The sequence below is a fragment of the Rhodococcus sp. 05-340-2 genome, assembly GCF_002258915.1.
Taxonomy (GTDB): Bacteria; Actinomycetota; Actinomycetes; order Mycobacteriales; family Mycobacteriaceae; genus Rhodococcoides.
In genome coordinates this window covers 106,194-132,909 of sequence record NZ_NOYU01000015.1, presented here as the reverse complement: position 1 = coordinate 132,909, position 26,716 = coordinate 106,194, and the positions used below count along the sequence as shown (strand labels likewise).

At 60.2% G+C, this 26,716-nt stretch carries 15 protein-coding genes; all 15 read right to left on the bottom strand.

Annotation, left to right across the window (positions count from 1 at the left end; all coding sequences use genetic code 11):
- Positions 1-274: 274 nt before the first annotated feature.
- Positions 275-1,111 carry a hypothetical protein gene (locus CH271_RS09390; RefSeq protein ID WP_052049293.1) on the bottom strand — a complete coding sequence of 279 codons (837 nt, stop codon included), beginning with the start codon at positions 1,109-1,111 and terminating at the stop codon, positions 275-277.
- Between the two features lie 390 nt (positions 1,112-1,501).
- Positions 1,502-1,654 (bottom strand): hypothetical protein, encoded by a 153-nt coding sequence (locus tag CH271_RS28790; RefSeq protein WP_155290193.1) that lies wholly within the window; start codon positions 1,652-1,654, stop codon positions 1,502-1,504.
- Positions 1,651-2,850: a hypothetical protein gene (locus CH271_RS09380; RefSeq protein WP_032364816.1), complete on the bottom strand. Its 1,200-nt coding sequence runs from the start codon at positions 2,848-2,850 to the stop codon at positions 1,651-1,653. The genes CH271_RS28790 and CH271_RS09380 overlap by 4 nt, the downstream gene beginning before the upstream one ends.
- 208 nt (positions 2,851-3,058) lie before the next feature.
- A complete protein-coding gene (gene mce / locus CH271_RS09375) occupies positions 3,059-3,493 on the bottom strand; it encodes a methylmalonyl-CoA epimerase (protein WP_015586177.1) in 435 nt (144 codons plus the stop codon).
- 312 nt (positions 3,494-3,805) lie between these two features.
- On the bottom strand, positions 3,806-4,561 hold the full coding sequence (meaB, locus tag CH271_RS09370; RefSeq protein ID WP_015586176.1) for a methylmalonyl Co-A mutase-associated GTPase MeaB: 756 nt from the start codon (positions 4,559-4,561) through the stop codon (positions 3,806-3,808).
- Entirely contained in the window at positions 4,558-5,013 is a 456-nt protein-coding gene (locus CH271_RS09365) for a cobalamin B12-binding domain-containing protein (protein ID WP_015586175.1), read from the bottom strand. Before CH271_RS09365 ends, meaB begins: the two co-directional genes overlap by 4 nt.
- Complete coding sequence (ccrA, locus tag CH271_RS09360) at positions 5,010-6,332, bottom strand: crotonyl-CoA carboxylase/reductase (RefSeq protein WP_015586174.1); 1,323 nt, start codon at positions 6,330-6,332, stop codon at positions 5,010-5,012. The genes CH271_RS09365 and ccrA overlap by 4 nt, the downstream gene beginning before the upstream one ends.
- Positions 6,316-8,160 (bottom strand): condensation domain-containing protein, encoded by a 1,845-nt coding sequence (locus tag CH271_RS09355; RefSeq protein WP_015586173.1) that lies wholly within the window; start codon positions 8,158-8,160, stop codon positions 6,316-6,318. The genes ccrA and CH271_RS09355 overlap by 17 nt, the downstream gene beginning before the upstream one ends.
- Entirely contained in the window at positions 8,157-9,740 is a 1,584-nt protein-coding gene (locus tag CH271_RS09350) for an AMP-binding protein (RefSeq protein WP_015586172.1), read from the bottom strand. The genes CH271_RS09355 and CH271_RS09350 overlap by 4 nt, the downstream gene beginning before the upstream one ends.
- Positions 9,737-9,997 carry a phosphopantetheine-binding protein gene (locus CH271_RS09345; protein ID WP_032382025.1) on the bottom strand — a complete coding sequence of 87 codons (261 nt, stop codon included), beginning with the start codon at positions 9,995-9,997 and terminating at the stop codon, positions 9,737-9,739. Before CH271_RS09345 ends, CH271_RS09350 begins: the two co-directional genes overlap by 4 nt.
- Before the next feature lie 98 nt (positions 9,998-10,095).
- Positions 10,096-11,559, bottom strand: coding sequence for a methylmalonyl-CoA mutase family protein (locus CH271_RS09340; protein ID WP_032364855.1), 1,464 nt, complete (start codon positions 11,557-11,559; stop codon positions 10,096-10,098).
- On the bottom strand, positions 11,528-23,140 hold the full coding sequence (locus CH271_RS09335) for a non-ribosomal peptide synthetase (protein ID WP_254923896.1): 11,613 nt from the start codon (positions 23,138-23,140) through the stop codon (positions 11,528-11,530). Before CH271_RS09335 ends, CH271_RS09340 begins: the two co-directional genes overlap by 32 nt.
- A 108-nt stretch (positions 23,141-23,248) precedes the next feature.
- Positions 23,249-24,433: an NAD(P)/FAD-dependent oxidoreductase gene (locus CH271_RS09330; protein WP_015586168.1), complete on the bottom strand. Its 1,185-nt coding sequence runs from the start codon at positions 24,431-24,433 to the stop codon at positions 23,249-23,251.
- A 346-nt stretch (positions 24,434-24,779) separates the two neighbouring features.
- Entirely contained in the window at positions 24,780-25,442 is a 663-nt protein-coding gene (locus tag CH271_RS09325) for an FMN-binding negative transcriptional regulator (RefSeq protein ID WP_202902192.1), read from the bottom strand.
- Positions 25,439-26,713 (bottom strand): lysine N(6)-hydroxylase/L-ornithine N(5)-oxygenase family protein, encoded by a 1,275-nt coding sequence (locus tag CH271_RS09320; RefSeq protein WP_015586166.1) that lies wholly within the window; start codon positions 26,711-26,713, stop codon positions 25,439-25,441. The genes CH271_RS09325 and CH271_RS09320 overlap by 4 nt, the downstream gene beginning before the upstream one ends.
- Positions 26,714-26,716 lie beyond the last annotated feature (3 nt).

Here is a 26,716-nt window from a genome sequence, read left to right as displayed (position 1 = left end):
TGATCTCCCACGAGCCTAACCGCTACTTTAAGATTCGTAAAGTAGTAATCCTCAGGGGACAGCGGCGACCAGAAATCAATCAACTGATTGCAACAACACTTCACTGGCTAGAGAACTTCGGACCGGACTTTGAGCGGCACCCCGTCACGGAAGGATCCTCCAGACGAGCCAGCCACGGTGAGCGCGACGCTGACCAAGACTCTCTGAGGGGGATCGACAACGAGGCGTGTGGGCGGATCGAAAGTGACGGGCCAGTTCTCGTACATCTCGGGGCTCACTGCGCGACCGCCAGACCGTGTGGCCGGTGCAGGACGGCCGCGTCGACGCTGGTCGGGGTCCACCGCAGGCCCTGTTCGCCGAACGTGGGCGCGGTGAGGGTGTAGCGGCCGGTGCGCTCGGCGATACCGCGCCCGTGCACGGTGGTCTCGAGGGTGATCGACCGGATACGGCCCCTGCCCTGCTCGATTCCGCCGTACGCGACAGGCCGCGAGGAGATTGCCAGGTCGAGACCGGGCATGCGTCCGTTCGTGATCGCGAGAATTCCTGCGTGCGTACGGTTTCGGGCCAACAGGGCACGCGCCCGGGTTGGCGGAACATCGCGTCCGTGCACGGTCGTCACGACCAGATCGAGGCCCTCGATACAGATGCTCGCAGCGTCGAGGGGGTCTGCTTGGCCTGGGTCGATCAGGTGGATTTTCGACAGGTCGCCGCCCTGCTCGTGGACGGCGAGGAGTCCGAACTTCGACTGCCCGATCAATGCGACGTGGTGGCCGGCCGCGCTGGCTGTAGCGACGAGACCGACGAGGATCGATCCGGCACCGGTAATCGAGATGGCCGTTCCGCGGGCCAGCGCACCGCGTGGGAGGAGTTCCGACAGTGGCGTGGGCACGGGGATGGTGCGCAGGGTCTGTGAACGCACAGGGCCGCTGAGGGTCTGTTCGTCGGCGGGCGGGGCCGTTGGCTGAGATGGGGCGAACAGGGATGCGTCGACGGGCTCGATGGGTGCGTGGACACGTCGTCCGGGGATCGCGGCCATGCTGCGTCGGAGCGCGGCGAGCTGTTCGGCCTTGCCCAAGCCGGTGAGGTCCCCGATTGCGTCGACGGTGGCCATGTGGATCGACCTTTCGCGCGCCGGTAGGAACCACCACACCGTATCGAACGCATGTTCGATTGTCGAACGTGCAGGTGGGCGCGTTCAGCGGTGGAGGGTGTGAGTGTCGAGGTCGTCTGCCGTGAAGGTCCAGGCGAGATGCCGGTATAGGTGAAGCGTTCGTTTCACCTGGTCGAGGGCGCTTACGACGGCCGGGTCGCTGGGGTCGCGCCCCTCGTCACGGATGGCTGCGCACTCGTCGTCGTCCATGCTGTGTTGGACGCACAGCGCTGCTTTGTGGTTCCCAGGCAACAGTCATTCATGTGAATGACTGGACGAGCTGCGTCGTTCTTTCCGGCATGACGGTGCATCGGTCTTCTCGAGCCTGCGCCGCGGGGTTCCGATCTACGTCTAGTTCGACGCGTCGGCCTCGGGGGCGGTTGCTGCGTCGTAGATCAGGTCGTCCGAGCCGTGGTAGCGGTAAGCACGCTGTCCACTGGGCAGAGTCACCCAGCCCGCCTGGCCGTGATCGGCGTCCGGATCGAAACTACGGTCGTTGGTCATTCAACACTCTCATTCTCCGCAGGCGGGCGCACCACAGTCACCTTGCTCTTGACGACAATCGGGGCATCCGCGGGCCCCTGCAAATGCTCATCGATCCACATGGGTAGATGACGCTTCTGCGATGGATACCAATGCCGACGCCAATGCCCCCGAACGACGTGGCGGTGCGAGAGCTTGCCAGATCCTTCCGACGATGAAGCACTGGATGCAGGCCGCGGCTGCCGGTACGACAAATACGTCACCTCACGCATCCGCTTGACTACGCCGTCGTTGTCTCGCATGCGCGCCGACTGCTGGCGGGTGGACTCCACGAACTTGTTGCCTCGCAGCATGTTCACCATCGAGAAGAACGTTCGCGCAACGTAATCCAGGTCATTCATGGCGGTCACGGAATGCGCAGGTTCGTCGGGACCGACGTCCGTGAAACCCGCGCCTCCTGATCGGTTCGGTGCACTGGGCGCAGCATCGGATTCGGCTGGGCTGAGCTGGACCTCGGCGAAAGGAAACACCGGTAGGTAGTCGTTGACGACGCGGTACAACCGGTTTCCGTCAGTAGGAATTGCCCCGTCGGCCCGCGCCAACCACCACCGCAAAGCAGGAACGGTAAGCATGGCCATCAGGAGAACATCGGTTCCACTTCCACTGTCGCGACCTGTCTCGTTCCACACCAGGACCCGCCCGTGGTCGGGCACTCCATCCGCTGGAGCGAGATAGAGAACTCCTCTGCTCGAGGGAAGATCTGCCACGGTCACAGCAACATCATGGTCTCGATCGGCACTCTGGCCGGCCTCGATCAACGCAGTCATCTCCGGCGTCGCATAGTAGGCATACCGGTCCGCCGTCGACGCGCGCAGAAGGAAGTGGCTGTAGTAGAGCATCTGGAACCAACGGAAGGGCTGCAGGCCGACATCGTGCGATTCCGGTTCGTCATCGAGCCAGAAGGGCAAGTGCTTGTGGGGCTCCCGCGCGACAACTTCGACCGGCAGCTTCGTCATCCGGGACAACCTGTGGAGCATCTCGCCCACGTCGGTCGGGTCGGACCGAAACCGGATGACGTCGTAGCCGCCCTTAAGGAATTTTCCCAGGTAGGTCTCCACCGGCCAGGCTGCGGCCTCGATGGCCTCGAGCACAAGGGGCCACCGCGCCGCGGTGACCTTTGCTTCCAGGACCTCGGCGGCCTGCCGGCGGATACGCATGTCGACCGAAAATTGTTGCCCTGGAACGAACTCACCGTCGAATCCATCACGGCGAACCCGAGTGCCCTTCGCATTCCGAGGCTTCTGCCCTCTTCTATCCGAACGCCGCGCCAATTTTCCCATCCCGCCCCCTCGTCTACCACTCCATGGCACAAATCCGCATCAACACTCTGACGATATGGACCATCGCAACATTAACTGGCAGTTGTCATTCGGAGTCTGGTGTTGCGGCGGTGACGAGTTCAGTCAAGACCCCGTGGCAATCCTTTGGGTGCAGGAAGTTGATTCGGGACCCCATTGAACCTTGTCTCGGCTCGTCGTAGAGTGCCCGGACGCCCTTACTCCGTATGGCTTCTGTTTCGCCACTCACGTCGTTCGTGCCGAATGCGATGTGGTGGACGCCTTCTCCGTTCTTGGCCAGCCACTTGCCTACTACTGAGTCGTCCCGGGTCGAGCCCAGCAGCTGGAGGTACGAGGCGTAACCGTCCGGGGTCTCGTTGATCTTCAACATCGCTTCACGGATACCCTCCTCCTCGTTCGATTCCAGGTGAGTAACCTCGAATCCATAGGTGGCACTGTAGAATTCGACGGTTTTGTCGAGGTCGAAACAAACAATCCCGATATGGTCAATTCGAGTCAGCATGCCTACAGTCCACCGCATAACTGCTCGCTATGCAACATGCTGACATGACCGAATCCGCTTGTCTGACTGATATTTACAAGATCAGTCAATCTGAACTCTGCCAACAGTCCCTACTTTGCTTGGTTGCCTAGGTCGTCAAATTCAGCCCAACCCTTGACTCGGGCCCAGTTCAAGCCGCTGCGCAGGTGATTTCGTGCCATGCAGGTGTCCCCGTCGATGTCGCAGACTTCGATCACCTAACGGTGGCCCAAAGCTTCGCTGCTTTGCAAAGCGCGGCAGAGGTAATGACTGGAGGAACGATCTGCTCCAGCTCTACGTCATAGGAGATTTTCGCTTGGCCTCAAGGGCTCTAACTACCTCGGCGGCCCCTTCTTGACGGCTGGCGGTAGTCGTCACAATGGGGACGTCGCGTTGACCAAGCTCGATCACGGCCTGGAGTTCGCGAAGTACTGCGTGGACTCCGTTCTGATCTGCCTTGTTTACGACGTAGAGGTCGGCGATTTCCAGAACACCAGCCTTGGCCATTTGGATGCCGTCACCTGCTCCAGGCGCTAGAACAACGATGGTGTCGTCCGCGATTGATGCGATTTCCACCTCTGACTGCCCGGTTCCGACCGTCTCGATCAAGATCCTGTCAAATTCGATCTCAGACAGGATCGCGATCATTGTCCTGGCCGTGGCCGAAAGTCCTCCGAGATGGCCACGACTGGACACTGACCGAATGAAAACTCCGGGATCATCTGAGTGCTCCTGCATACGGATGCGGTCACCGAGGAGCGCACCGCCGGTTATCGGCGATGACGGATCAAAGCAGAGCACTGCCACGCGCTGACCCCGCTTGCGGTACTCGGCGATAAGACATGAAATCAACGTCGACTTTCCGACACCAGGAGGACCTGTCAAGCCAATCACCGTACAGGCGGTTCGGGGGTGGTCCGGTGCAGCCGGAGAGATGACGTCAACCTCAGTGATGGCGTAGTTCTCCGCGCGAGTCATTAGTTGCGCCAGCGCCCTGATATTGCCTTGCCGTGCAGACTCCAAGGTCTGACAGTTCTGGTGCCTCGTCACTCCGTCTCCTTGAGCGGATGTAGGTTCGTTTGTGCCCAACGGGTGATCTCCTGAAGGGAATCCCGAGAGGTAAAGACCCGGAGCACTCCCATTTCAGCGAGCTTGCGTGCGTCTCCAGGTGGAATGACGCCGCCACAGAAGATGGGTATCTCCATCGCGTTATTCTCGGCCAACAGCTCGATTACGCGGGGTACCAGTTCCATGTGAGCGCCCGATAGCAGTGACAGACCGACAGCGTCGGCACCCTCTTCCAAAGTGGTGCGGACGATTTGCTCGGGTGTCTGACGCAATCCGGTGTAGATAACTTCCATGCCGGCATCACGAAGTGCGCGCGCCACCACTTTGGCACCGCGATCGTGGCCATCCAGCCCAGGTTTGGCAACCACCACTCGGACACGATGCACGCGGCCTTCGGCCTTTCCTGCGTCGAAGCTCGGGTTCGGAGCTGTCATGCCGTCACCAGCGGTGTGATCCGCGCCTCGCCGATCCGGGAACGCAGGTCGACGTCGGTGACACCGAGCCCACTCGAGGGTGCTAGGCAAAGTATGCCAACTTTGCCGAGGTGCTCGTTTAGTTGAATCCTGCGTGCGGCTTCTGGTGTCTCTTGAAACGGGTGCACTTCAGACAACATAGGTTGCACTTGGCCGCGCTGGATGAGGCGGTTCGTCTGCCACTGCTCGTACAAATTCGCCCCGTGGCTGCCTACTATTCTTTTCAGGCGCATCCACAAGTAGCGGTTGTCGAACGTGTGTTGGTAACCCGTGCTCGATCCACAGGTGACGATTGTGCCGCCGCGGCGGGCCACGAATACCGAGAGGCCGAAGGTCTCGCGGCCAACGTGCTCGAAGACGATGTTCGGATCCTCTCCGATCTCTCGCCTGATGATCTTGCCCAGCAGTTTTCCTGCCGCGACGGTGGCGTCCGGGTCAGCGGAAATCTCACCGATCTCGCGCCGATCGATGACCAGCTCACAGCCAAGCTTGCGGGCGACCTCGGCTTTTGCGTCCGAGCTGACTATGCCGATTGGTATGCCGCCGCCGTTGCGGACGAATTGCACGGCGTAGCCACCGAGGCCACCCGCCGCGCCCCAAATGAGGACTACATCGCCTTGACGCATGTTGGCACCGCGCTCGCTGACGAGCATCCGGTAGGCCGTTCCCGCGCACAATGGGTTGCTGGCAGCCTCTTCCCAGGTGAGGTGCGCTGCCTTGGGTAGTAATTGACTCGCGCGGACGACCGCATAGTCAGCGAGGCCTCCGAAGTTTGTCTCAAACCCCCATGCTCGCTGCTCGTGGCCGAGCATGCCGTCGTGATGGGTGAGCGGTTCCTGGTCATCGACATGAGCCGTCCCTACGGCGACATGGTCCCCGACCTTCCACTTGCGCACACCGGCCCCGACGCGCACGATCACCCCGGCTGCGTCCGACCCCAGTACGTGGTACGGCTGGTCGTGACGAGAGGCCCAGCCGCCCTGTTTTGCGTAGTGCCGCAGGAAGTTGAAAGTGGGGATCGGCTCGAAGGTAGCGGACCAGATTGTGTTGTAGTTCATCGCCGCTGCCATAACAGCGACCAACACCTCATCAGGAGCAAGTTCCGGCATGGGCACACTGCCGAGGTGAATCGACTTTCGAACGTCTTTGTCCTCGACGCCGGCGAAAATCTGGATGTCTTCTACATCTAGGTAGGCGGCGTTGTATTCAGGTGGGACGGGAAGGCTCTCAAGTACGTCCGGAGAGGCACCCGCGATTACAGCTTCAGAGAGTTCGTTCATTGTCATCCTTGTTCGTCGGTAGGGTGTCGGTACAGGTGATTTTGATACGTCCAGGCAGATCACTGGCGTGCAGAAAAGTCCGCAGATGTGCTCGGATTTCTCGTGCGCTCGGGACATTGCGAGTTGGTCCAGACACACTGAGCACCGCGGTGTCGGTACGGCCCCTCACCAGCTGCACTTCCGCCTCTCGTACCCAAGTGTGGGTTCGGGCGACGCGGGCGACTGCGGAGGCATCAATGAGGCTTCGGGTGCGGATCCACCGACCCTCCCGAGGTCCTAGGTGTCGCATCTCGCCGTCTGCCGCGACGTACCCACAGTCGTCGGTGCAAACCTCGCGGCCGTCGGCGAGATGAACCCAGATCGTGCCCGCTATACAACAGGGCAGTAACTGTTCCGACCGGCCACGCACGGTGAATCTCACACCGTCCGATGGCATCAAGCGCGGAGGGTGGGGAGCGTCGTCGTTACATAGTGTCCCCGCGCGGACGCCAGCACAGATGTACGGGGTCCCCGCGCCGGCTGCTCGGGGCCGGACTTTGCTCGTAGAGCTGACCAAGGATGTTTCTCGGTCTGAAGCGAGATCTGTGACAGCAGTGCGAAAATCGGCAAGAAATATTTCTGCTTCCGCTGCACCCATCAGATCCTGGCGATAGTCGAGCCGCACCCGGCACTGCGGCCAGTGCGCACGGATCTGCAGCGTTCTGGCCAAAGCAGCGTTTGTGTTTGGCGTGAAAAACTCCCACTCCGAACGTAGGCCGGGGATTTCCAGGTCAAGTTGGGCTGGCGGACGGGGAAATGACAGGCCGAGCTCAGTACTGAGCCGAGCGAGGGGTCTGCCGGGCACACCGGACACCAGGTCCACGAACGGGACGCGGCGATAGCGAGCCAAGTGTGTGAGCGCCCGGCGGGCCGAGGCAACGGATTTTTCCGTCGCCATCTGGCGGGAGGTTTCGATGGATACGGGGACCACGTTGGTTTGCAAGCCGGCGACATGTCCGGTGTGTTCGTCACTGACGTCCGAAGCCACAGACAACACCGGATCAATGTTGTCGTAAGCCGTCATTTGTCGAGTGAGCGCTGCGAAAAGCATCGTGAATGTGCTCACCTGCAGGTTTTGAGCGATCGCGCGAAGGGCGGCAACCGCTGAGGGCTCCAGTTCGATTGTCGGCGAGGCAGCAATGGACCGCTGCCCCAGACGGCCGCCCTCGGGAAGTGTCAAGGGCATCCGTTTGTCGATAGCAGTACGCCAAAATTCGATGGCCTCCGCGGTGACTGCCTCCGTGGCAACGGGCGTACTGGGCGCGGCCAGCGGCGTCGGATTCACTTGATGGCCGATTCTCAGTTTCCCCAGATAGTTCGAGAAATCGCGGGCGACAATAAACTTGCTGCGCCCGTCAAAGCCGGCGTGATGAGCCTCGAAGACCATCGAGCAGCGGTTGGGAGCATGGGTTAGAAGTTGGAAACGAATTGGTGCCTCGGTGGCTAGGTCCCAGCGCTTGTCCTGTTCGCGCTGCTTGCACCATTCTCGGACCGCCGCCGACTCGGAGCCGTCTTCGCATGGGATAGTGGCGCGCTCGAAAGAACATGCCTCAAGTGCCGGCAGGACGCACTGGCGCAACTGTCCCCGCACAAGCCGCAGCACCGACCGCAGCGGCTCGTGTCGTTCAAGCACGGCGCGCGCAGCGGCCTCGAGGTGATGCTCGTCAAGTACACCGCGAAAGGTCGCCACGAAATATCCGCCGCCACTAATCGAGGGATCAATCGTGGCTTCGGCCCAGAGTGCGTATTGGCCCGCATCGGCGGGCCTATCGTGCAGGATTGTGGTCATTCGTCACCGCCCTGACTGTGTCGGCGACGCCGCCGGCAGTCATCTGCGATGAGCTCAGCGACTCTCTCACGATTAACCTTCCCGCTGGGGGTCCTGGGCAGTTCGGGCAGTTCCGTCACCGAAACAGGGACCGAAACCTCGGGCAGTACCTTGCGTAGTCGCTTAAGAGCGTTGGCCTCGACTGGGCCGGTGCAGCCCTCACGAAGGACTACTGCGGCGCGCAGGCTGGCATGGCCGGACTTAGTCACCACCATGACCGTCGCCGCTGCAGCGAAGTCGGGAGCTGTTAGCAACTGCGCATCGATTTCTAGGAGATCAACGCGGATTCCCCGCACTTTGATCTGGCTGTCCATTCGGGATAGGAAGCGCAAGCCGCTGTCTGTCAGCTCCACCAGGTCACCGGTACGGAAGGCTCGGGTGTTACCGGCTGGTGAGGGAAGGATGCTGACGTAGCGCTCCACTGTCAGCTCGGGACGCCCCAGATATCCATCCGACAATGGATTTCCGGATACGAGAAGCTCTCCGATGTTCGGAGTTTCTGGAACTTCCGGCGCGATGAGTAGTTCGCATCCCGGCAGGGGTTCGCCGATTGGTGGCAGATTGGGCCAGGCATACGGATCGGGCCCCAGGATGTGCGAGGTCACCATGGCGGATTCGCTTTGTCCGTAGTGGTTGACCAGCCGGCAGCCGGGCATACATGCGAACATTGCGCGAATATCTTCCGAGCACACTACTTGCTCACCGGCGGTATTTACCTCGACCAAGCACAGTTGCGCCAGCATGTCCCGCTGGGCCGTCACTGCCAGCATCTGCAACGCAACGAATGGGACGAACAGCCGCTCGATTCGTTGATCGGAGAGCCATCGAAGCAATTGGGCTGGTTCACGGCGTAGCTTCTCCGGCATGATCGCAAGCGTGCCGCCGCCGCACAGCGTGCCCAATATCTCCTGGAACGAGACGTCGAAATTTAGCGGGGCGAACTGTGCGGTGCGTAGTTCGGGGTGGGGTGAGTGGGATGTTTGCCAATCGACCATTGTGTCGATGCAGAGATGGTTCAGCGCTACGCCCTTCGGCCAGCCGGTCGATCCGGATGTGTAGATGATGTAGACCGGAAGTGCGGCATCGCACGCGACGGCGCGCAGGTCGATCGGTTGGGTTACTCCGGGGGGCAGCCCGATGTCGACCAGCGGGGCGTGGTGGTTCACACGTGATCGCGTGGTGGCGATTAGGGCGCGAGGTGCGCAGTCATCCACCATGAACTGAATCCGTTCCACGGGGTACTCGGGGTCCAACGGGACGTACGTCGCTCCATGCAGCAGCACCCCGAGTAATGCAGCGACTGCACCCGCGCCTCGCGGAAGCGATACCGCAACCCGGTCTCCTACGTTCACGCCGGCCAGCGTCAAGTTGGACGACACCGTTTGCGCCCAAGCTGCCAGTTCTCCGTAGGTGTACGAACGATCGGCGTCGACTACAGCCGTACGCCCCGGATCGTGGGTGACACGGCGAACAAATCCAGTTAAGTGACAATCGGGTGTCGCCGGACCTCCCCACAGTGACTTGAATTTTGGGGCGGTCATGCATCTTCTCCCCGCGGCGCTACCCCTGCTAGTTCTTCATCAACGGCCTCCACGAATTCTTCGATGGTGGGGTTGTTAAAAATTAGATGCAATTCCGCTTGCAGCCCATACTCCCGCTGGATAAGGGCAAGGATTTTCGCGGCCGTGAGCGAATCACCGCCCAAATCGAAGAAATTGTCATCGAGCGTGAGATTTTCTTCGCCGAGAGCCCGTTCCCAGAAACTCGTAATAGTGGTAGCCATCCGTTGTTTGCTCATATTTCTCTGCTCCCCATCCGAGTGGTCAGTTGGCTGCACCCTTGAGTGTGTTTGGGTACGGGATTGACCCGGACTGCTGCTGCTCCGGTTAGATGCGGTCATTTCGATTCGAGCCCTTCTGCCACCGCCCGTTGCATTTGGCCGATGCTGGCCCGAGCCCGTGCTGCTGCGATCATCGAATTCATGACATTGCGGCCCGCGGCCACGTCATCGGTCACAGCACGTAGTTCTGCGCTACAAACCCCGCGCTCGAAGGGACGGCGGCGGCCCGGTACGACACCCGAACGCAGTTGCCTTTCAGTGAGCCACTCCTCTTCTTCGGAACTCTCGGCTTCGACGACGCCGACGACGGGGCCGCGGGTGGCGTAGGCCATGTCGTCAATGCGCGATTCCAGCCAGCCACTGCGCAGACAGTCCAACAAGCCACCATGGGCAGCGATGTCATCTAGCCACCCCGTAGCCTCTGCTTCGATTTCATCGGCGATGCGAGCTATTGCCTCGGACCCGCCGAGGGGGTCGACGTATCTGGCTAGATCGGTTTCCTTCAAGATGATCTGCTGAATCCTCAGCGCAATGCGTGCCGATAGCTGCCCAGGCGTTTGTTCGGCCTCGTCGAAGCCGCACACATGCAGAGACTGCACCCCGCCGAGGACGGCCGCTACGGCCTGAATGGTCGTACGCGCGATGTTGTTGAGCGGTTCGGAGGCGGCGAGAGCGGAGCCGAAAGTATTGACCTGAACACGCATGCGGCTCGACTTCGCGTCAGCAGCGCCGAAGAGGTCCACCATGCGGCGGGCATACATCCTGCGTAGGACACGGAACTTGGCCGCCTCGGCAAGAACCTCCATATGGGTCCCAAAGATGAAGCTGAGCCGGGGTGCGACCTCGTCGACGGTAAACCCCCGCTCCAGCATCCCTTGCAAGTACGTCTCCGCATCAGCGATGCCGAGCGCCACTTCCATTGCTCGGCTCGCACCGGCTTCACGGGCGTGTCCACCCGAGATCGATACCGGATTGACCTTGGGCAAGTTGCGTATGCAGTACTCGATAACGTCTAACGAGAAGCGGAAGCTGTCGTCCAAGTCGAACACGAACGCCTTGCGAGCCGCGTGCTCTTTCAGCATTTCGTTCTGCAAAGTGCCACGTAATAGCGCAGGGTTGACGCCTGATTCTTCGGCAACCACGATCCATAGGGCCAAGATCATCGGTGCGGTCGCATTGATGGTGAAAGAGACTGACACCTGATCCAGCGGTATTCCGTCGAACACTGCGGCCAAGTCGTCGACGGTGGACACCGAGACCCCGGCGCGACCGACCTCACCGGCAGCCGTTGGATCGTCCGGGTCGAGTCCGAGCTGGGTGGGCAGGTCGAAAGCCAACGAAAGACCTGTCTCGCCTTGGTCGAGGAGATAATGGAACCGCCTATTGGTGTCTACGCCGTCGCCAAGCCCAGCCAATTGCCTGATCGTCCATGGCCTAGACACATAGCCCTTGGGATGAATACCTGCCTCATAAGGAAACTCGCCTGGTTTACTCATAATCGTCGCCTTCCAGTTCTGCACGCAGCCGGTCGCCGTAGGCGTCCAACGCATCGGGACTCAACATGTCGTTGTGTTCGCACTCCACTGCGATCTCCGTGACTGGACGAGCGATAAAACGTGTCCAGTCTCTTGAATAACCTGGATCGCGTTCGTGATCGCTTCCCTGGAACACCACAGCGCCGCCCCCGAATAGGTCCGGTGTGTGGCCGTGCCAGAGGTCAGAATTGAATCGGAGATTGCGAACGACGTGGCTGATCATCCAAGCTGGCGGAATAGCTGCGCCGAGTGACGAATGAGTTTCCAGCCATTCCGTGGCCTGCTCGTAAGAGGTCAATTCTTTCAGATCGGGCAGGTCGACGTTCTTGGACACGAAATGCCGCAGGACGTCGGTCTCATTGAAATCCGCGTCTGGCGAGCGTGTCGTACCGGGTTCTACTAGAGCTGCGTCCAACAGTATTAGCCGACGTACGTGCGCCCCTCTCCGTTCCAGCACGGTAGCCATCTGGTGGGCGACGACACCACCGAAGGACCATCCCAGCAGGTCGTAGGGCCCATCGGGCTGGACTGACTGGACGAGGTCGGCATACTCGCCGGCCATTTCGCGGACCGTACGCGGACGTTCGCCGTCGACGGTTTGCTGAATAGCGAATATTGGGCGCTGCACGATGCTTCCCAAGGCGCGGTACGCCCAGCTGACGCCCCCACCAGGGTGTATGCAGAAAAGTGGACGCCCTGGCCCTCGGCACAACTTCACGACCTGAGGTATCTCGTCGGAACTGGACCAGTTGAAGAGTTGTTTGCTCAGGCCCGCTACGGTGGGGGCTTCCATGAGTGCACGGACGCTGATTTCACAGTCGAAGGTTTCCTGCACGGCGGCTACGACACGCATCGCAGAGAGCGAGTTGCCGCCCAGGTCGAAGAAGGAGTCGTCCACGCTGACTCGCGGCAGGTCGAGAACCTTCGTGAAAATGCCGGAGATAATTTCTTCAACCGGAGATGACGGCGCTCTGTGAACGCCGCTGGCGAATTGCGGCTCGGGCAACGCCCATTTGTCCAGCTTGCCGTTGACAGTTAACGGCAACTCGTCGATGACCATCACCACGGCCGGAACCATGTACGCAGGCAATCGCGCGGCAACTCGTTCGCGCAGCGCCCCACCATCGATTCCCGCAGACACCTCGGTAGGTACGACGTAGCCAATCAACTGCTTGCCGGTATCGGTATCACGGGCCACCACTGCCGCACGCTCCACTCCGGTCAAGGCAGCGAGTGTTGCTTCCACTTCACCGATTTCGATGCGGTAACCACGAATCTTCACCTGATCGTCAGAGCGACCCACATACTCCAGCTCGCCGTCGTGATTCCAACGAACCAGATCGCCGGTGCGATACATCCGCGAACCCAAAGGGCCGAGCGGACACGCGACGAATCGCGATGCCGTCAAGCCCGGCCGTCGCACATAACCGCGTGCCACACCCCGCCCCGCGACATACAACTCACCAACCACACCGATCGGAACCCGCCGCAAACCGGAATCCAACACAAACAACGCATCACCCGGCACCGGCGTACCGATAGGAGCTCCATGACCAGGCTTCATGGGCGCACTCATAGAGGCGTAAACGGTGCTTTCGGTAGGACCGTAGGAGTTGATCATTTCTCGGCCTGAAGCCCACCGATCGACAAGTTCGGGCGAGCACGCCTCACCCCCCACAAAAATGGTCCTCAATGCGCTCAGCCGCTGCGGTGACAGCCGGCCGAGGGCGGACGGGGTCTGGGTCAGAACCGAAACACTTTCGTTCACAAGTAGGTCATGAAAGTCGGTGGCAGAGTTGGCCGTGTCCTCAGAGGCTATGACTAAGCGGCCACCGTGCAGCAGAGCGCCCCACATCTCCCACACCGACACATCGAACGAGTACGAATGGAACATCGACCACACCTGTCCTGGCGACAATTCGGACGTCCGTGCGGGTCTGGTGAACAGTTGCGTCACGTTCTGGTGGGTGACCGAGACGCCTTTGGGTGTGCCTGTCGTTCCTGAGGTGTAGATGACATAGGCCGTCAGTTCTGGATGGGGGAATGGAAAGGTGACAGTGGGAGGTTCGACGGTGACCCTGCCCCCGAGGGTCACGACTGCCACTTTGCTCTCATCGACCCGGTGCAATTGCGCTACCGTTGTCACTATTGCTGCTGGTTTGGCGTCTTGTAGAACGAATGCCAGGCGCTCGTCAGGGGTGTTGATGTCGATCGGCAAGTAAGCAGAACCCAGCTTCAGCACCGAAAGTATGGCTATCACAGTGTGTTCCGAACGTGGCAGCAACAGTGCAACAACGTCCTCTACTCCCACCCCACGCCCAGCCAACAAATGAGCCAACTGCGTCGATGTGTCGTCCAACTCCTGATACGTCCACGACCGACCCTCGAACACCACCGCTATGACGTCCGGCCGCACCCTCACCTGCTCGGCGAACAACTCCGGAATCGACACGCCAGCAACGGACTCCGTCACAGCCGACCTGTTACCCAGTACGTCCAGCTGCGTCAGCTCATCCTCACCCAGGATGTCGAACGAAGCCAAAGGACGATCCGGGCCCGCCGCCATCGCAATCAATAGTGTCTGGAGCCATACCAGGATTTGCTTGGCCAACCGCTCGTCGAGGACCGCCATGCGGTATTCCAGCCGCACCCTCAGCTGTGGACCGGGCCAGATCTGTAAGGCGATTGGATAGTGAGTGAACTCGCGACTTGAGGCTATGCGTACGCTCAGTCCGTTTGTCTCGAGCTGCCCGCCGGACATCCTCAGTGGGTAGTTCTCGTAGACGAAGAGGGTGTCGAACAGTTGTTGATGTCCCGCGGCGCGCTGGATATCGGCCAGGGCCACGAACTGGTGGTCTAGCCCATCGTGGTAGTCGTCCCGCAGCATGCCGATCAGTTCAGCCGTGGTCGTCGTCGCGGTCAGGGATGCTCTTACCGGGACGGTGTTGATGAACATGCCCACCGCCGACTCGCTGCCGAACAGTTCTGCTGGCCGCCCCGATACGGTAGTGCCGAAGACGACGTCTCCGCTGCCAGTCAATGCGCCCAGCAGACGGCCCCAGGCGGCCTGTAGCACGATGTTCATGGTCGTGTTTTGCGAGCGAGCCAACTGCTCAACAGAACGCGTGACGTCGATAGGGAGGTCGACTCGCAACAGCGATCGCGCATCAGTGAAGCGATCTCCTGGATCTAACAAGGTCGGCGTTTGAAGTCCCGCCAGCAGCTTCTGCCAATGCCGCCGCGCCGCGCTCCAGTCCTGGGCGGATAGCCACTCGACGTAATTTCGGAAGGTGGGCGCGGGTGCCAGAGTCTCCCGTTCGTAGACGGCGAACATCTCTTTGAGCAGAATCTGGATTGACCAACCGTCCACCACGATGTGATGGACGGATAGCACCAGCGTGTGCTTATTCGTCCCAGTCTGATGAAGGAGAATCCGTAGCGGTGCCTCATCTACGAGGTTGCCGCAGGCGGCGAGCTCTGCATCCAGCAGCCTCTGATCGCACTCGTAGCCGTTAACTACCGTCCACGGTATGTCTGGGCGTGTCGGAATGATCTGCACCGGCTCGGGGAAACCCTCGGAGACGAACCGAGCCATTAGGTTGGGGTGGCGTCCGACGACTGTATGAGCGGCCTCGCGCAAGCGCGGCACGTCGAGTACGCCAGCAATCTCGATACCCAGTTGCACGGTGTACAGCTCTACGGGTTCATTACTGCCGGAACGGCGATGGAAAAGCAGCCCGGTTTGAAGCGGAGTCAGCGGGAGAAGGTCTGCTGGTTCCACGATTTGTGCGAGTTGATCGATCTGCCGCTGATTGACCACCGCCGGCAGGACGTCGGAGGGAGTCAGTCCTCCGCCGCCGTTCTGCACGTACGCCGCAATTCCAGCTAGAACGTCATACCAGCGCGCGTACAGCTCGGTGATATAGGAGCGATCCACCTGTGTGCTCGTCCAACTCCAGGACACGTGTAGTTCTGACTGCGAACCTTCGGCTAGCACGGCTGCATTGATGCCGACTGTGTGCGGCAACAGCATCGAGCGGGAACCAAAGCGTCGAGCATCAGGCGATTCAGTCGGTCCGAGGATCCGCCAATCTTCGAGGGGTGCGTCGAGCTGGCTCACGCTGCGCCGGCCGAGGTAGTTGAAGCCGATGGCGGGATCTACGCCAGACAGATTGTTGGTGCCTAGATACTTGAGAAGACCGTAGGTGATTCCGTCGGGGTGGGCACGCAGCTGTTCCTTGGCGTCCTTTATCCAGATACCCATGTCCGAGCCCCCGGTCAGAACAGTGTCACGGTCCATGGGTACGACGTTCAAAGCGACCGGGTGCTTTGCGGTGAACCATCCGACGGTGTTGGTCAAATCGATCCCACTGCCGATTTCATCGCGACGTCCGTGGCTCTCCACGTCGATGCGGAAAGGGACGTCGAAGTGCTGGTGCTGTTCAGCGAGGGCAGAACCGAGTGCGATGAGCAGCAGATCCTGAACGTTGATGTGCAGAGCCGCAGTCACGTCGGTTACCAGCACTTCGGTTAGCTCCGTGTCGATGCTGACCGACAGATGCTCCACATCGCGCCAGATACCAGGAGTCGGGTGCGGGCTGGGCAGCAGGGTGGCAACGGCTTCAATGCGCTGCCAATGCGGAAGCTGGTCAGTGACTTTCCGCTCGGCAGCGTACTGCGCCAACATCGTTGACCACTCACGGAACGAGGTGCCGCTGGCATCCAGGGTAATTTCTCGCCGCTCGGTGAGGCAGCGCCAACCCGTTGCGAGATCCCTTTGGATGATTCCCCAGGAGACCGCGTCGACCGCGAGGTGGTGGACGATGAGCAACAGCTGGCGGGTGCGCTCAGCCCACAGCCCATGCACCATGGCTCCTCGACGCGGGTCAAGACGGCTCAAGGCATTGGCAAACGTGGTATCGGAGAAGTCCACGACGGGGGTTACACAGTCGGCTGCGCTGATCGAGCCTGTTGGTAGGACGATGCAGTTGTCCGCGTCCTCAGTCGGGGCGTTGTCCACCTGCAACCGGAGCATGGCGTGCCGATCGACCAATGCCTGTAGTAACAACACCACGTCGCTGTACTTCGCCTGCTGCGGCCCCTGGAACAACATGGTTTGGTTGAACTCGTCTGTCGGTGCCGTGAGAGATGCCAGCCACCGCATGATCGGCGTTGCCGTGACGGGCCCAGCCTCAGCCGGCCGAAGGAGAGACTGCTCCGGGACCGAGAGCTGGAGAGCGTGGGCAAGTCGTGCCACGGTTCGCTCCACCAGGATGTCGCGGGGCTTGCAGTACAAACCGACTTGCCGGGCCCGGGACACCACCTGAATGGACGAGATGCTGTCGCCGCCTAGATCGAAGAACGAATCGTCGACTCCAACTTTCTCCACATTCAGTACGCGCGCGTAGATGTCAACCAGGCTCTCCTCGAGTGGAGTAGTCGGTGCTCGGTATTGGTTCGATTGTCCTAGTTGAGGTACCGGAAGCCTCTTTTTGTCAAGCTTGCCGTTACTCGTCATGGGCAATGCATCGAGGACCACGACCGCCGCAAGCGACATATATTCGGGCAGCCACGCGTCGGTCAAGCGGCGCAATTGGTTGCCATCCAACTCGCCCGCCCAGTCTGTGTGGGGAACGACGTAGCCGATCAGCCGTTTGTACCCTGGGTGGTCCTCATGGACGACGACCGCAGCCTGTCCTACTCCGGGGGCCGTCCGGAGCACCGATTCGATCTCACCGATTTCGATGCGGTAACCACGAATCTTCACCTGATCGTCAGAGCGACCCACATACTCCAGCTCGCCGTCGTGATTCCAACGAACCAGATCGCCGGTGCGATACATCCGCGAACCCAAAGGGCCGAGCGGACACGCGACGAATCGCGATGCCGTCAAGCCCGGCCGTCGCACATAACCGCGTGCCACACCCCGCCCCGCGACATACAACTCACCAACCACACCGATCGGAACCCGCCGCAAACCGGAATCCAACACAAACAACGCAGTGCCGGAGCCAGCGGCACCGATCGGCACTGCCCCTGTAGGGACTAGCGGTTCGGTCATCGAAACGTAGACGGTGCACTCGGTCGGGCCATAAGCATTGATCACGGCTCGCTCAGGCGTCACCCATCGCTCGATTAGCTGGGCTGGGCACGTCTCTCCCCCGAGTAGAAGTAGCGCGATCGACGGTAGCCCCTCGGGAGACAGCCGTGCCAACGCCGACGGTGTCTGGGTCAGCACCGTTACTTCTTCGTTTACGAGCAGGTTATGGAAATCGGAAGGAGAGTAGGCAACCTCTTCGGGAACCACGACCAGCCGTCCCCCGTGCAGAAGCGCGCCGCACATCTCCCAGACCGCGAAGTCGAATGCGTATGAATGGAACAGCGTCCATACGTGGTGGTGGGGTTCCAGAGTGCCGGTGGTCGGGTCCTCGACATTGGCGAGGCGCGCGATGTGGGTAGCGATGAGGTCATTGACGCCGCGGTGGGTGACCGAGACGCCTTTGGGTGTGCCTGTCGTTCCTGAGGTGTAGATGATGTACGCGAGGAGGTCAGCATTCGGCACCGGCAACGTCGTCGTCGGCTGTTCAGCGACCTTGGGATCCTCGACATCTATCAGTGGGACCCCGGACTTACTGACGCGACCAGCGAGGCTCACCGTGGTCAAAATCGCGGCCGGCGCAGCGTCTTGTAGAACGAATGCCAGGCGCTCGTCAGGGGTGTTGATGTCGATCGGCAAGTAAGCAGAACCCAGCTTCAGCACCGAAAGTATGGCTATCACAGTGTGTTCCGAACGTGGCAGCAACAGTGCAACAACGTCCTCTACTCCCACCCCACGCCCAGCCAACAAATGAGCCAACTGCGTCGATGTGTCGTCCAACTCCTGATACGTCCACGACCGACCCTCGAACACCACCGCTATGACGTCCGGCCGCACCCTCACCTGCTCGGCGAACAACTCCGGAATCGACACGCCAGCAACGGACTCCGTCACAGCCGACCTGTTACCCAGTACGTCCAGCTGCGTCAGCTCATCCTCACCCAGGATGTCGAACGAAGCCAAAGGACGATCCGGGCCCGCCGCCATCGCAATCAATAGCTGCTGCCACCGAGCCGCCATGCGCTTTACGGTCTCGGCGTTGAAGATGTCGGTGCGGTACTCGACGATTCCGCTGATCCCATCGGGCTGACCGTCCGCAGTGAACCGCTCGCGCAGGCTGAATGCCAGGTCCATTCGAGCGGCTCCGATGTCGACTGACGCCGTCTCCACGTCGAGACCCGGCACCGAGATGTCGGGGACCGGGTCGTTCTGCCAGGCGAACAGGATTTGGATCAACGGATGGTGAGCCTGCGTACGGACCGGATTGAGGCGCTCGACAAGCGCATCGAACGGCACATCTTGGTTCGCGAACGCGTCCAGGCTCCGCTCCCGTACCTCCTCCAACAAATCACCGAAGTTCATCTCGGCTGAAACCCGCGTACGCAACACCAGCGTGTTGACGAAAAACCCGACCATGCCGTCAAACTCGGTTCGCCCCCGCCCCGCCGTCGGCACCCCGAACGCCACATCCGCGCTCCCGCTCAAACGCGCCAACAGCACCGAAAGCGCCGCCGACATCACCATGAACGTCGTCGCATTGCGTTCCCGCGCGATCCGCTGCGCCAATTCATGGAAATCCGCGGGCAGGTCGACGACGACTCGACCCCCATTCGTGTCGGTCTCCGCCGGGTACGACCGGTCCGTGGGAAGCTCCAACCTGCTGGGTAGATCTTTCAGGGCGTGTTCCCAGAATTTCAACTGCCCGGCGAGCACGCTTTGCGAATCCGCTTCGTCACCCAGCAGAGCGTGTTGCCAAAGCGTGTAGTCGGCGTACTGGACGGGAAGTGGCGACCAGGAAGGCGACTCGCCCGCAGCGCGGACTCCGTAGGCGCTCCATAGGTCACGCAGGAGCGGAGGAAGTGACCCCCCGTCGACTGCAATGTGGTGCATGACCACGACCAGACGATGGTCAGTGGCAGACACGACAAACAGCGCCGCGCGGAAAGGAAGGTCTTCGGCTAGGTCGAAAGCATGCTGACCCCGAACACGCGCTGCGTCGGATATTTGAAGTTCCGTCCAGGTGGTGGCGTCAATGATGTCCCAGTCGAAGTCAGTCTCAGCTGCAAGGACACGCTGCTCCGGCACACCAGCCACCGCTGGAAACACTGTCCGCAGACTCTCGTGCCGCTCCACAACATCAGCGATCGCCGCGCGCAGCGCACAGACATCCAAAGAACCGGTAATCTGAATCAGTAGCGGTATGTTGTACGTCGCCGACTGCCCTTCCATCTGGTGGATGAACCACAGCCGACGCTGAGCGAACGACAACGGCAATCGCTTGGGACGAGCTACTGGGACCCATGCCACGCCGCCACCCGGCGATCCACCCACCAACCGTGCGAACCCCGATACCGTTGAGGCTTCCCAGAGCGCCTTCACGCCGATCGATGAATCAAACGACTCCTGCACGGCCGCGATCACTCGCATCGCCGATAGCGAATTTCCGCCGAGGTCGAAGAACGAGTCGTCCACCCCTACCCGCGGTAGGTCCAGCACACGCGCAAAGATTTCAGCCAAAATTCCCTCAACCAAGGTCGACGGATTTCGGTAGGATCCGCCTGCGAACTCTGGATTCGGCAATGCCTGCTTGTCTAACTTGCCGTTGACCGTAAGCGGTAGGTCATCGACGATCATCACCACTGTGGGGACCATGTACTCCGGTAGGTGCGCGGCCACATCACCACGCACCACAGCACCATTTACTTTTGGACCGGTCTCCGCAGGTACGACGTAGCCGATCAGCTGCTTGCCCGAACTCGAAGACCTCACCACGACCGCGGCGCGCTCCACCCCCGCGACACGGGAAAGAGCAGCCTCGACCTCACCCGGTTCAACACGAAAACCACGGATCTTCACCTGGTCGTCCGAGCGGCCCACATACTCCAGCTCGCCCTCGCGGTTCCACCGCACTACGTCACCCGTCCGGTACATCCGCGAGCCCGGCGGGCCGAGCGGAGAAGCAACAAACCGCGACGCCGTCAGCCCCATGCGTTTCAAGTAGCCCAGGCCGACACCATGACCTGCCACATACAACTCTCCGACTACTCCTACCGGCACGCGGCGGAGACCGGTATTCAATACGAAGAAGGCAAGGTCAGCAAGCGGACCGCCCACGGGACTGACATGGCTGTCGAGGTCAGAAGAAACGATCCTCCGGAACGATGCGTGGACGGTGGTCTCTGTGGTGCCGTACATGTTGATCAGGTGCGGCCAGGAATCCAGCTGATCTAGCCAAGGTCGCAACTTCGACGGTTCGAGAGCTTCGCCTGCGAAGACAATCGCTTCTAGACCGCTCAGCCGAGACTCGCCCGGCCGGCGCATGTCGACTGCCTGCAGAGCATAAAATGCTGACGGTGTCTGACTCAGAACGGATACGTTCTGGTCTCGCAGTAGTTGATGAAAGTCGTTGGCGGACTGGGCAATTTCTCCAGGTACGACAACCAGTCGGCCACCGTGTAGCAGCGCGCCCCACATCTCCCATACCGACACATCGAACGCGTAGGAGTGGAAGAGTGACCACACCTGGTTTGAGGACGGCACGAACCCCGGAGCCGTCGAGCTGAACAATCGCGTGACGCTCGCCTGGGTAACGGCAACCCCTTTGGGGACACCGGTGGTACCGGAGGTGTAGATGATGTACGCGACTTGGCCGGCCTCTGGCGCAGGCAGAGCCGTAACCGGCTGCACGGCAATCGCGTCGTCGTCGACATCCACAACTTCGATACCAAAACAGTCTACCCGGCAAGTCAGTTCGGCAGTGGTCACGAGGGCAGCTGGAGCGGCATCGCCCAAGATGAACGCCACCCGCTCATCGGGGTGCTTGATGTCAATGGGTACATAGGTTGCGCCCAGTTTCAACACTGCCAGGATCGCGATTACTGTCTTGTTGGAACGCGGGAGCATGAGAGCAACAACTTCTCCTCCGCGTACCCCACGAACGGCTAGTAGATGTGCCAGTTGCGTGGAGGCCTCGTCAACTTCCCTGTAAGTCCATACCTGATCCTCGAAAACCATGGCGTGCGCTTCCGGCGCTCGATTCGCCTGTGCTGCAAACAGTTCGGCTATGGATATACTGGCGGCAGTCTGAGAGTGCGCAGAACGATTGCCCAGGCGGTCAAGATGAGTGTGTTCGTTTCTGTCTAGTACGTCGATCGAGATGACTGGCTGGTCGATCACGGCGATCATCTCGGCGATGATTCGCCCAAGCCTGACGATCATGGTCTCGACCGATGCAGCGTCGTAGACATCAGAGCGGTACTCGACCACTCCGTCGATTCCCTGCGGCTCGCCGAACTCGGAGTACCGCTCCCGGAGACTGAAGGTCAAGTCCATCCGGGCCTGTCGAGAAATGGTGGGTACCGCCTCTGCCAGCACCCCCGGCAAGTCCAACTCCGTGGAGATCTGGTTCTGCCATCCGAGCATGACCTGGACCAGTGGGTGATGCGATTGTGACCGAGCAGGTTTGACGAGATCCACCAGCGCGTCGAACGGGACATCCTGGTGGGCCAATGCGTCCAAAACCGCGTCCCGTACTTTTTGCAAGAGGCGACGGAACGTCGAACTGGCAGACACATCAACGCGGAGCACTACTGTGTTGGCGAAGAAACCGACCATCTCCGCAAGATCAGCGTCACGTCGGCCCGTAGTTGGAACACCGAAAGCGACATCGGAGGTGCCGCTTAGTTCGGACAACAGCACCGCCAGCGCCGTCGAAATCACCATGAAGCCGGTAGAACGATGCTCCCGGGCCAACTGTCGCACCTGCTCTTGCATCGACACGGGCCATTCGATGGGGATTCGATTGCCTCGATAGTCGGCCACGACCGGATAAGGGCGGTCGGTTGGGAGCTCAAGCCGCCCCTCGTATCCGGCTAGCGTGTTCTTCCAGTAAAGGAGGTGCCGGCTCAGCGCACTGTCGGGGTCGGACTCGTCGCCGAGCGACTCACGCTGACGGAGCGTGTAATCCCGATATCGCAATGGCAACGGCACCCAGGCAGGCACCTCTACGCCCACATGGGCCCTGTACGCCAGCCCGACGTCGCGTACGAGGGGCGTGAGGGACTGGCCGTCTGACGCGATGTGATGCATCAGGAGCACCAATACATGCTGATCGGCCGATAGTCTGAAGAGCTGCGCTCGGAACGGAATCTCAAAGCTGAGGTCGAATTTGTATCCCACTGCCTGTGCGACTGCATCGTTCAACGCGTCTGTCGACCACCCTGACGCTTCGACTACGTCCCAGCCGAAGTCTGCGTCGGCCGAGCCAAGAACACGCTGCTCCGGCACACCCTCATGGGAGGGGAAAACAGTCCGCAAACTTTCGTGTCGACTCACGACATCGCCGATTGCCCTGCCCAGCGAATGAACACTGAGCTCACCAGTCAGGCGTAAGACCAGAGGAATATTGTAAGTTGACGACAATCCCTCCAACTGGTGGATAAACCACAGCCTACGCTGCGCAAAAGACAACGGGATCAATGCTCAACCCTTTCAGCGCCCAGCAAAACACTTCCTTGCGAACCACTCGGGTGACCACCCTCAGCGTTAGATTCAGACCCGAAATATTTCATCAGCAAGCTACAACAAGTCGACGAGCTCGGCCGACATAAATTCGCGCATCCCGATGGCCCCCGAAACCAAACCGAAGTACCGAGATGTAAGTTCGGGCGAATTGGCAATGGCATGCAGCATGCGCAACCGGGACTTCGTCGGTTGAAGCTTCGCCAGGGCGAGAGTACTCATGTACGGCTCCTCTAGAACAGCTCCTGTCGACAGTGCAAAGTGCACCATCGCCTCATCTACTGCGACCGAGTTCCCGACATCCACCCCGGAAATAGAATCGGTGAGCAGGTCGGCTTGAATCAGCGCATTGGTGATGCCGCGGGCGCTGATCGAGTCAAGGTGGTGAGCCGCATCCCCCGTCAATGCCCAGCCCGGACCGTGCGATTTACGGAAATAGTTGCGTTGGTCCCCCGTACCCCACCACCGATCCACTCGGTCGAGTGCCATAATTTGTTCGTATAAATCCGGCGCTGTCGATTCGATCGCGGACAAGTACGCCCTCTGCGGGTCCCGCCGAACGACCGAGAATTCGCTCTGCGGCAGGTAAGCTGCCACAATTGTCAGGTCGTCATGTGTTGGAATACGGGCTATCCAGCGGCCGACTCGCTCATGGAATCCGAATCCTGTTCGCAAGCCTTGCCAGAAGGTGTAGTACACGCAGCTTGCTATGGGTGCCGATCGGAGGATCGGTGCCTGAACAAGTTCCGCGACCTTTGATCGCATACCGTCGGCCCCAATAACCAATCGAGCAGACACCGATGTGGTCGAATTTCCACTCCGGAGGCGAACTCCGGCGACGCGTTCGTCGTGCCAAATCAATTCTAGGACCGACGTCCGATCCGAGAACTCCGCGCCCGCTGACACGGCAGCTCGAATGAGTAGATCGTCGAGTATGTACCGCCGTGGTGCGTAAGCGGCATTAACACCGTCCTTCGCCGGGGTAGCAGCGATCAGACTCAGTCCATCCACATCGTGACTAATAGTGCCCAAAGGCGGACAACCGGAGGCCACAACATCATCGAGCATCCCCCACTGTGCGAGTCTCACGACCCCAGGGTGCTGGATATACAACGTGGACATGGTGTCCGCCGGAAAGGAGGCCCTATCGACCAGCAGAACACTTCGCCCCTGTCTGGCTAACAGCAGTGCCACCGAAGCGCCGGCACATCGCGCCCCAACAACAACAACGTCGTAATCCATTACCAACCTTCTGGCTTTCTCTGGCGATGACACCGACTTGGTCACGTTCGCCGGTCGGCTCTTTTGCCGGATTTTGGTCCGGAAGCAATCCCCCGGAATCCCAACTTCATTCCGAAGGTAGAACGATTGACCTGCTCGACGAGTCGGAATGGCGGCGGACAAGGTGCGTGAGAGCAGTAGCACAATTTATAAACTCCGCTTGCATCCGTAAACCGATGAACAGACCAGGCCGAAATGGCTGAGCCGGTGCGAAATTGAAGGTTTACAAATGGCGGGCACGGAATGCTCTTTTGGCGCAAAAGGCTCCCGGGCCGTGGGTTCCGTCGGTGCGTCCGACATGTCCCCATCAGAAGTTGTTGTAGTCACCATGGCTGTACTCCCGCATGAACGAAGCTAGTTCTTTGCCTCGCCCGGCGTGGTTCGCGCTGAAGTGGTCCGCCACCCGTCGCCTGGTCTCGAGGTTCTGCTCCTGGCTGAGCTTGAACATGCCATCCGCCGATTCCACCTCAAAACTGAATGCACCCACAGCCGGACCGATCCTTCGGTAGTGGTCCAGCGAACTGTCCATCTCCCACCCGCTGCCGAATTTCTGCTCGTACGTACTGACTGTCAATTGAACGACCTTGAGCGTCTCCTCGAAATCGGCAACAGGTTGCAGCTTTCCTCGGAGATGTACCGAGACGTAGTTCCAGGTCGGTGCTACAGAATCGCGTTGGTAGACACTTGGGGTGACATACCCATGAGGCCCGGTGAAAATAAGTTGGGCATCCGCACCGTCGACGAGCGAGTCCCAGTGGGGATTGGCCCGGTTCATGTGCCCAAACAGTGTCGATCCTTCTAAGTCCTCGCTCTCTGAAGGGGCGCAGGGAGCACAGATGACTGGCAAATGGGTGGCGTACGGGGCCTTGGGGCCGTTTGAGATCAGAGCCGCAAAAGGGTACTGCGCAACCACGCGGCGCAGCCATGTCCGATCACTTGCCTTGTAGATCCGGGGGACGTACATGGTCATCTCCTGAGAATGGATTGGGCGATTTCACCGGATCTGACTGCAGTGTTGGACAGGAGACCAGCAGAAAGTCCATGGCTGTGTTCGGTACTGGCACCGTGCACATAGATACCGGCGCGCACCGCATCCGACGTCGTCACTCGGTAGTCGCGTCCCACGCTGAGCCGTCCCTGCTCGTCGTGCTTACATTCGCGCATCAGGCCCTGGAGTAGCGGTGCCGGGTCACTTGGCCGGTAGCCGGTGGCGTAGACGATCACGTCTGCTTCGATGGTATGGGTCAGACCGGTGGCCGAGGATGTGACCTCGACCCGTACGCCGTCTGTGTCCTCGTCGACGGATGTGACGCGCGAGGTGTTGATCATCCGTAACCGCTGTTTGCCCAGGACCTTCTCCTGGTAGCTCTTGAGATACAGCGACTGTGAAATATCGAGATCGACCACTGAGTAATTGGTGTTGGCGTGGTATTCGAGGAGCCTCTGCTTCTCGTCGGTCGGAGCGGAGAAGAACCGGTCAACTCCCTCCGGATCGAAAATTCCATTCGCATACGGGCTGTCATCGGCGACGCTGTAGCCGTAGCGGGACAGGACGGTGTGCACATTGGCGCGAGGGAAAGTCCGATGAAGGTAGTCAGCAACTTCGGCGGCACTTTGGCCAGAGCCCACGACGACAAAATTTTGAGGGACGTATGTAACTGCGGCTGCTCTGCCCAGCAGTTGGGAGCTGTGCCAGATCCGCTCAGATCTGTTGACACCATCGGGAAGTCGAGGCGTCAAACCCATTCCGATCACGATGTTCCGCGCCCGCTGAACAACGTCATCTGGGCCGACTACATCGACGTACTCCACCACGCCATTCTCGACTACTGGTCGGATGTCTTTGATCTCGGACCCGTACGAGACGTTTGACTGAAATTGGCTAGCTGCCCACTCCAGGTAGTCATGAAACTCCACCCGCAGTGGGTAGAGAGTTTTGCTGTTGATGAACTCAGCAATTCTCTCTTTCTCTCGGAGGTAGGACACAAACGTATACCGACTCATCGGATTGCGCATGGTGGCAAGGTCTTTGAGAAAAGAGACCTGCATGGTCGCATCCTCCATGAGCATCCCACGGTGCCAGCCGAAACGAGGCTGGAGCTCGTAGAACTTCATGCTGAACTTTGCCGGCACCGGTCCGGGCTGGATGGACTCTTGAAGAGCTATCGCGAGAGCGAGGTTGGAGGGTCCAAAACCGACCCCAACAACGTCCGCGACGGACGAGCCTGACTGTGCTCCCATCGA

Bases quoted from the DNA above. Each gene is read 5' to 3' on its own strand.
- CH271_RS09355 (WP_015586173.1), bottom strand. From the start codon at position 8,160: ATGACCACAATCCTGCACGATAGGCCCGCCGATGCGGGCCAATACGCA.
- mce (WP_015586177.1), bottom strand. From the start codon at position 3,493: ATGCTGACTCGAATTGACCATATCGGGATTGTTTGTTTCGACCTCGAC.
- CH271_RS09380 (WP_032364816.1), bottom strand. From the start codon at position 2,850: ATGCGTATCCGCCGGCAGGCCGCCGAGGTCCTGGAAGCAAAGGTCACC.
- CH271_RS09350 (WP_015586172.1), bottom strand. From the start codon at position 9,740: ATGACCGCCCCAAAATTCAAGTCACTGTGGGGAGGTCCGGCGACACCC.
- CH271_RS09320 (WP_015586166.1), bottom strand. From the start codon at position 26,713: ATGGGAGCACAGTCAGGCTCGTCCGTCGCGGACGTTGTTGGGGTCGGT.
- CH271_RS09345 (WP_032382025.1), bottom strand. From the start codon at position 9,997: ATGAGCAAACAACGGATGGCTACCACTATTACGAGTTTCTGGGAACGG.
- CH271_RS09390 (WP_052049293.1), bottom strand. From the start codon at position 1,111: ATGGCCACCGTCGACGCAATCGGGGACCTCACCGGCTTGGGCAAGGCC.
- CH271_RS28790 (WP_155290193.1), bottom strand. From the start codon at position 1,654: ATGACCAACGACCGTAGTTTCGATCCGGACGCCGATCACGGCCAGGCG.
- CH271_RS09330 (WP_015586168.1), bottom strand. From the start codon at position 24,433: ATGGATTACGACGTTGTTGTTGTTGGGGCGCGATGTGCCGGCGCTTCG.
- CH271_RS09325 (WP_202902192.1), bottom strand. From the start codon at position 25,442: ATGACCATGTACGTCCCCCGGATCTACAAGGCAAGTGATCGGACATGG.
- CH271_RS09365 (WP_015586175.1), bottom strand. From the start codon at position 5,013: ATGACAGCTCCGAACCCGAGCTTCGACGCAGGAAAGGCCGAAGGCCGC.
- ccrA (WP_015586174.1), bottom strand. From the start codon at position 6,332: ATGAACGAACTCTCTGAAGCTGTAATCGCGGGTGCCTCTCCGGACGTA.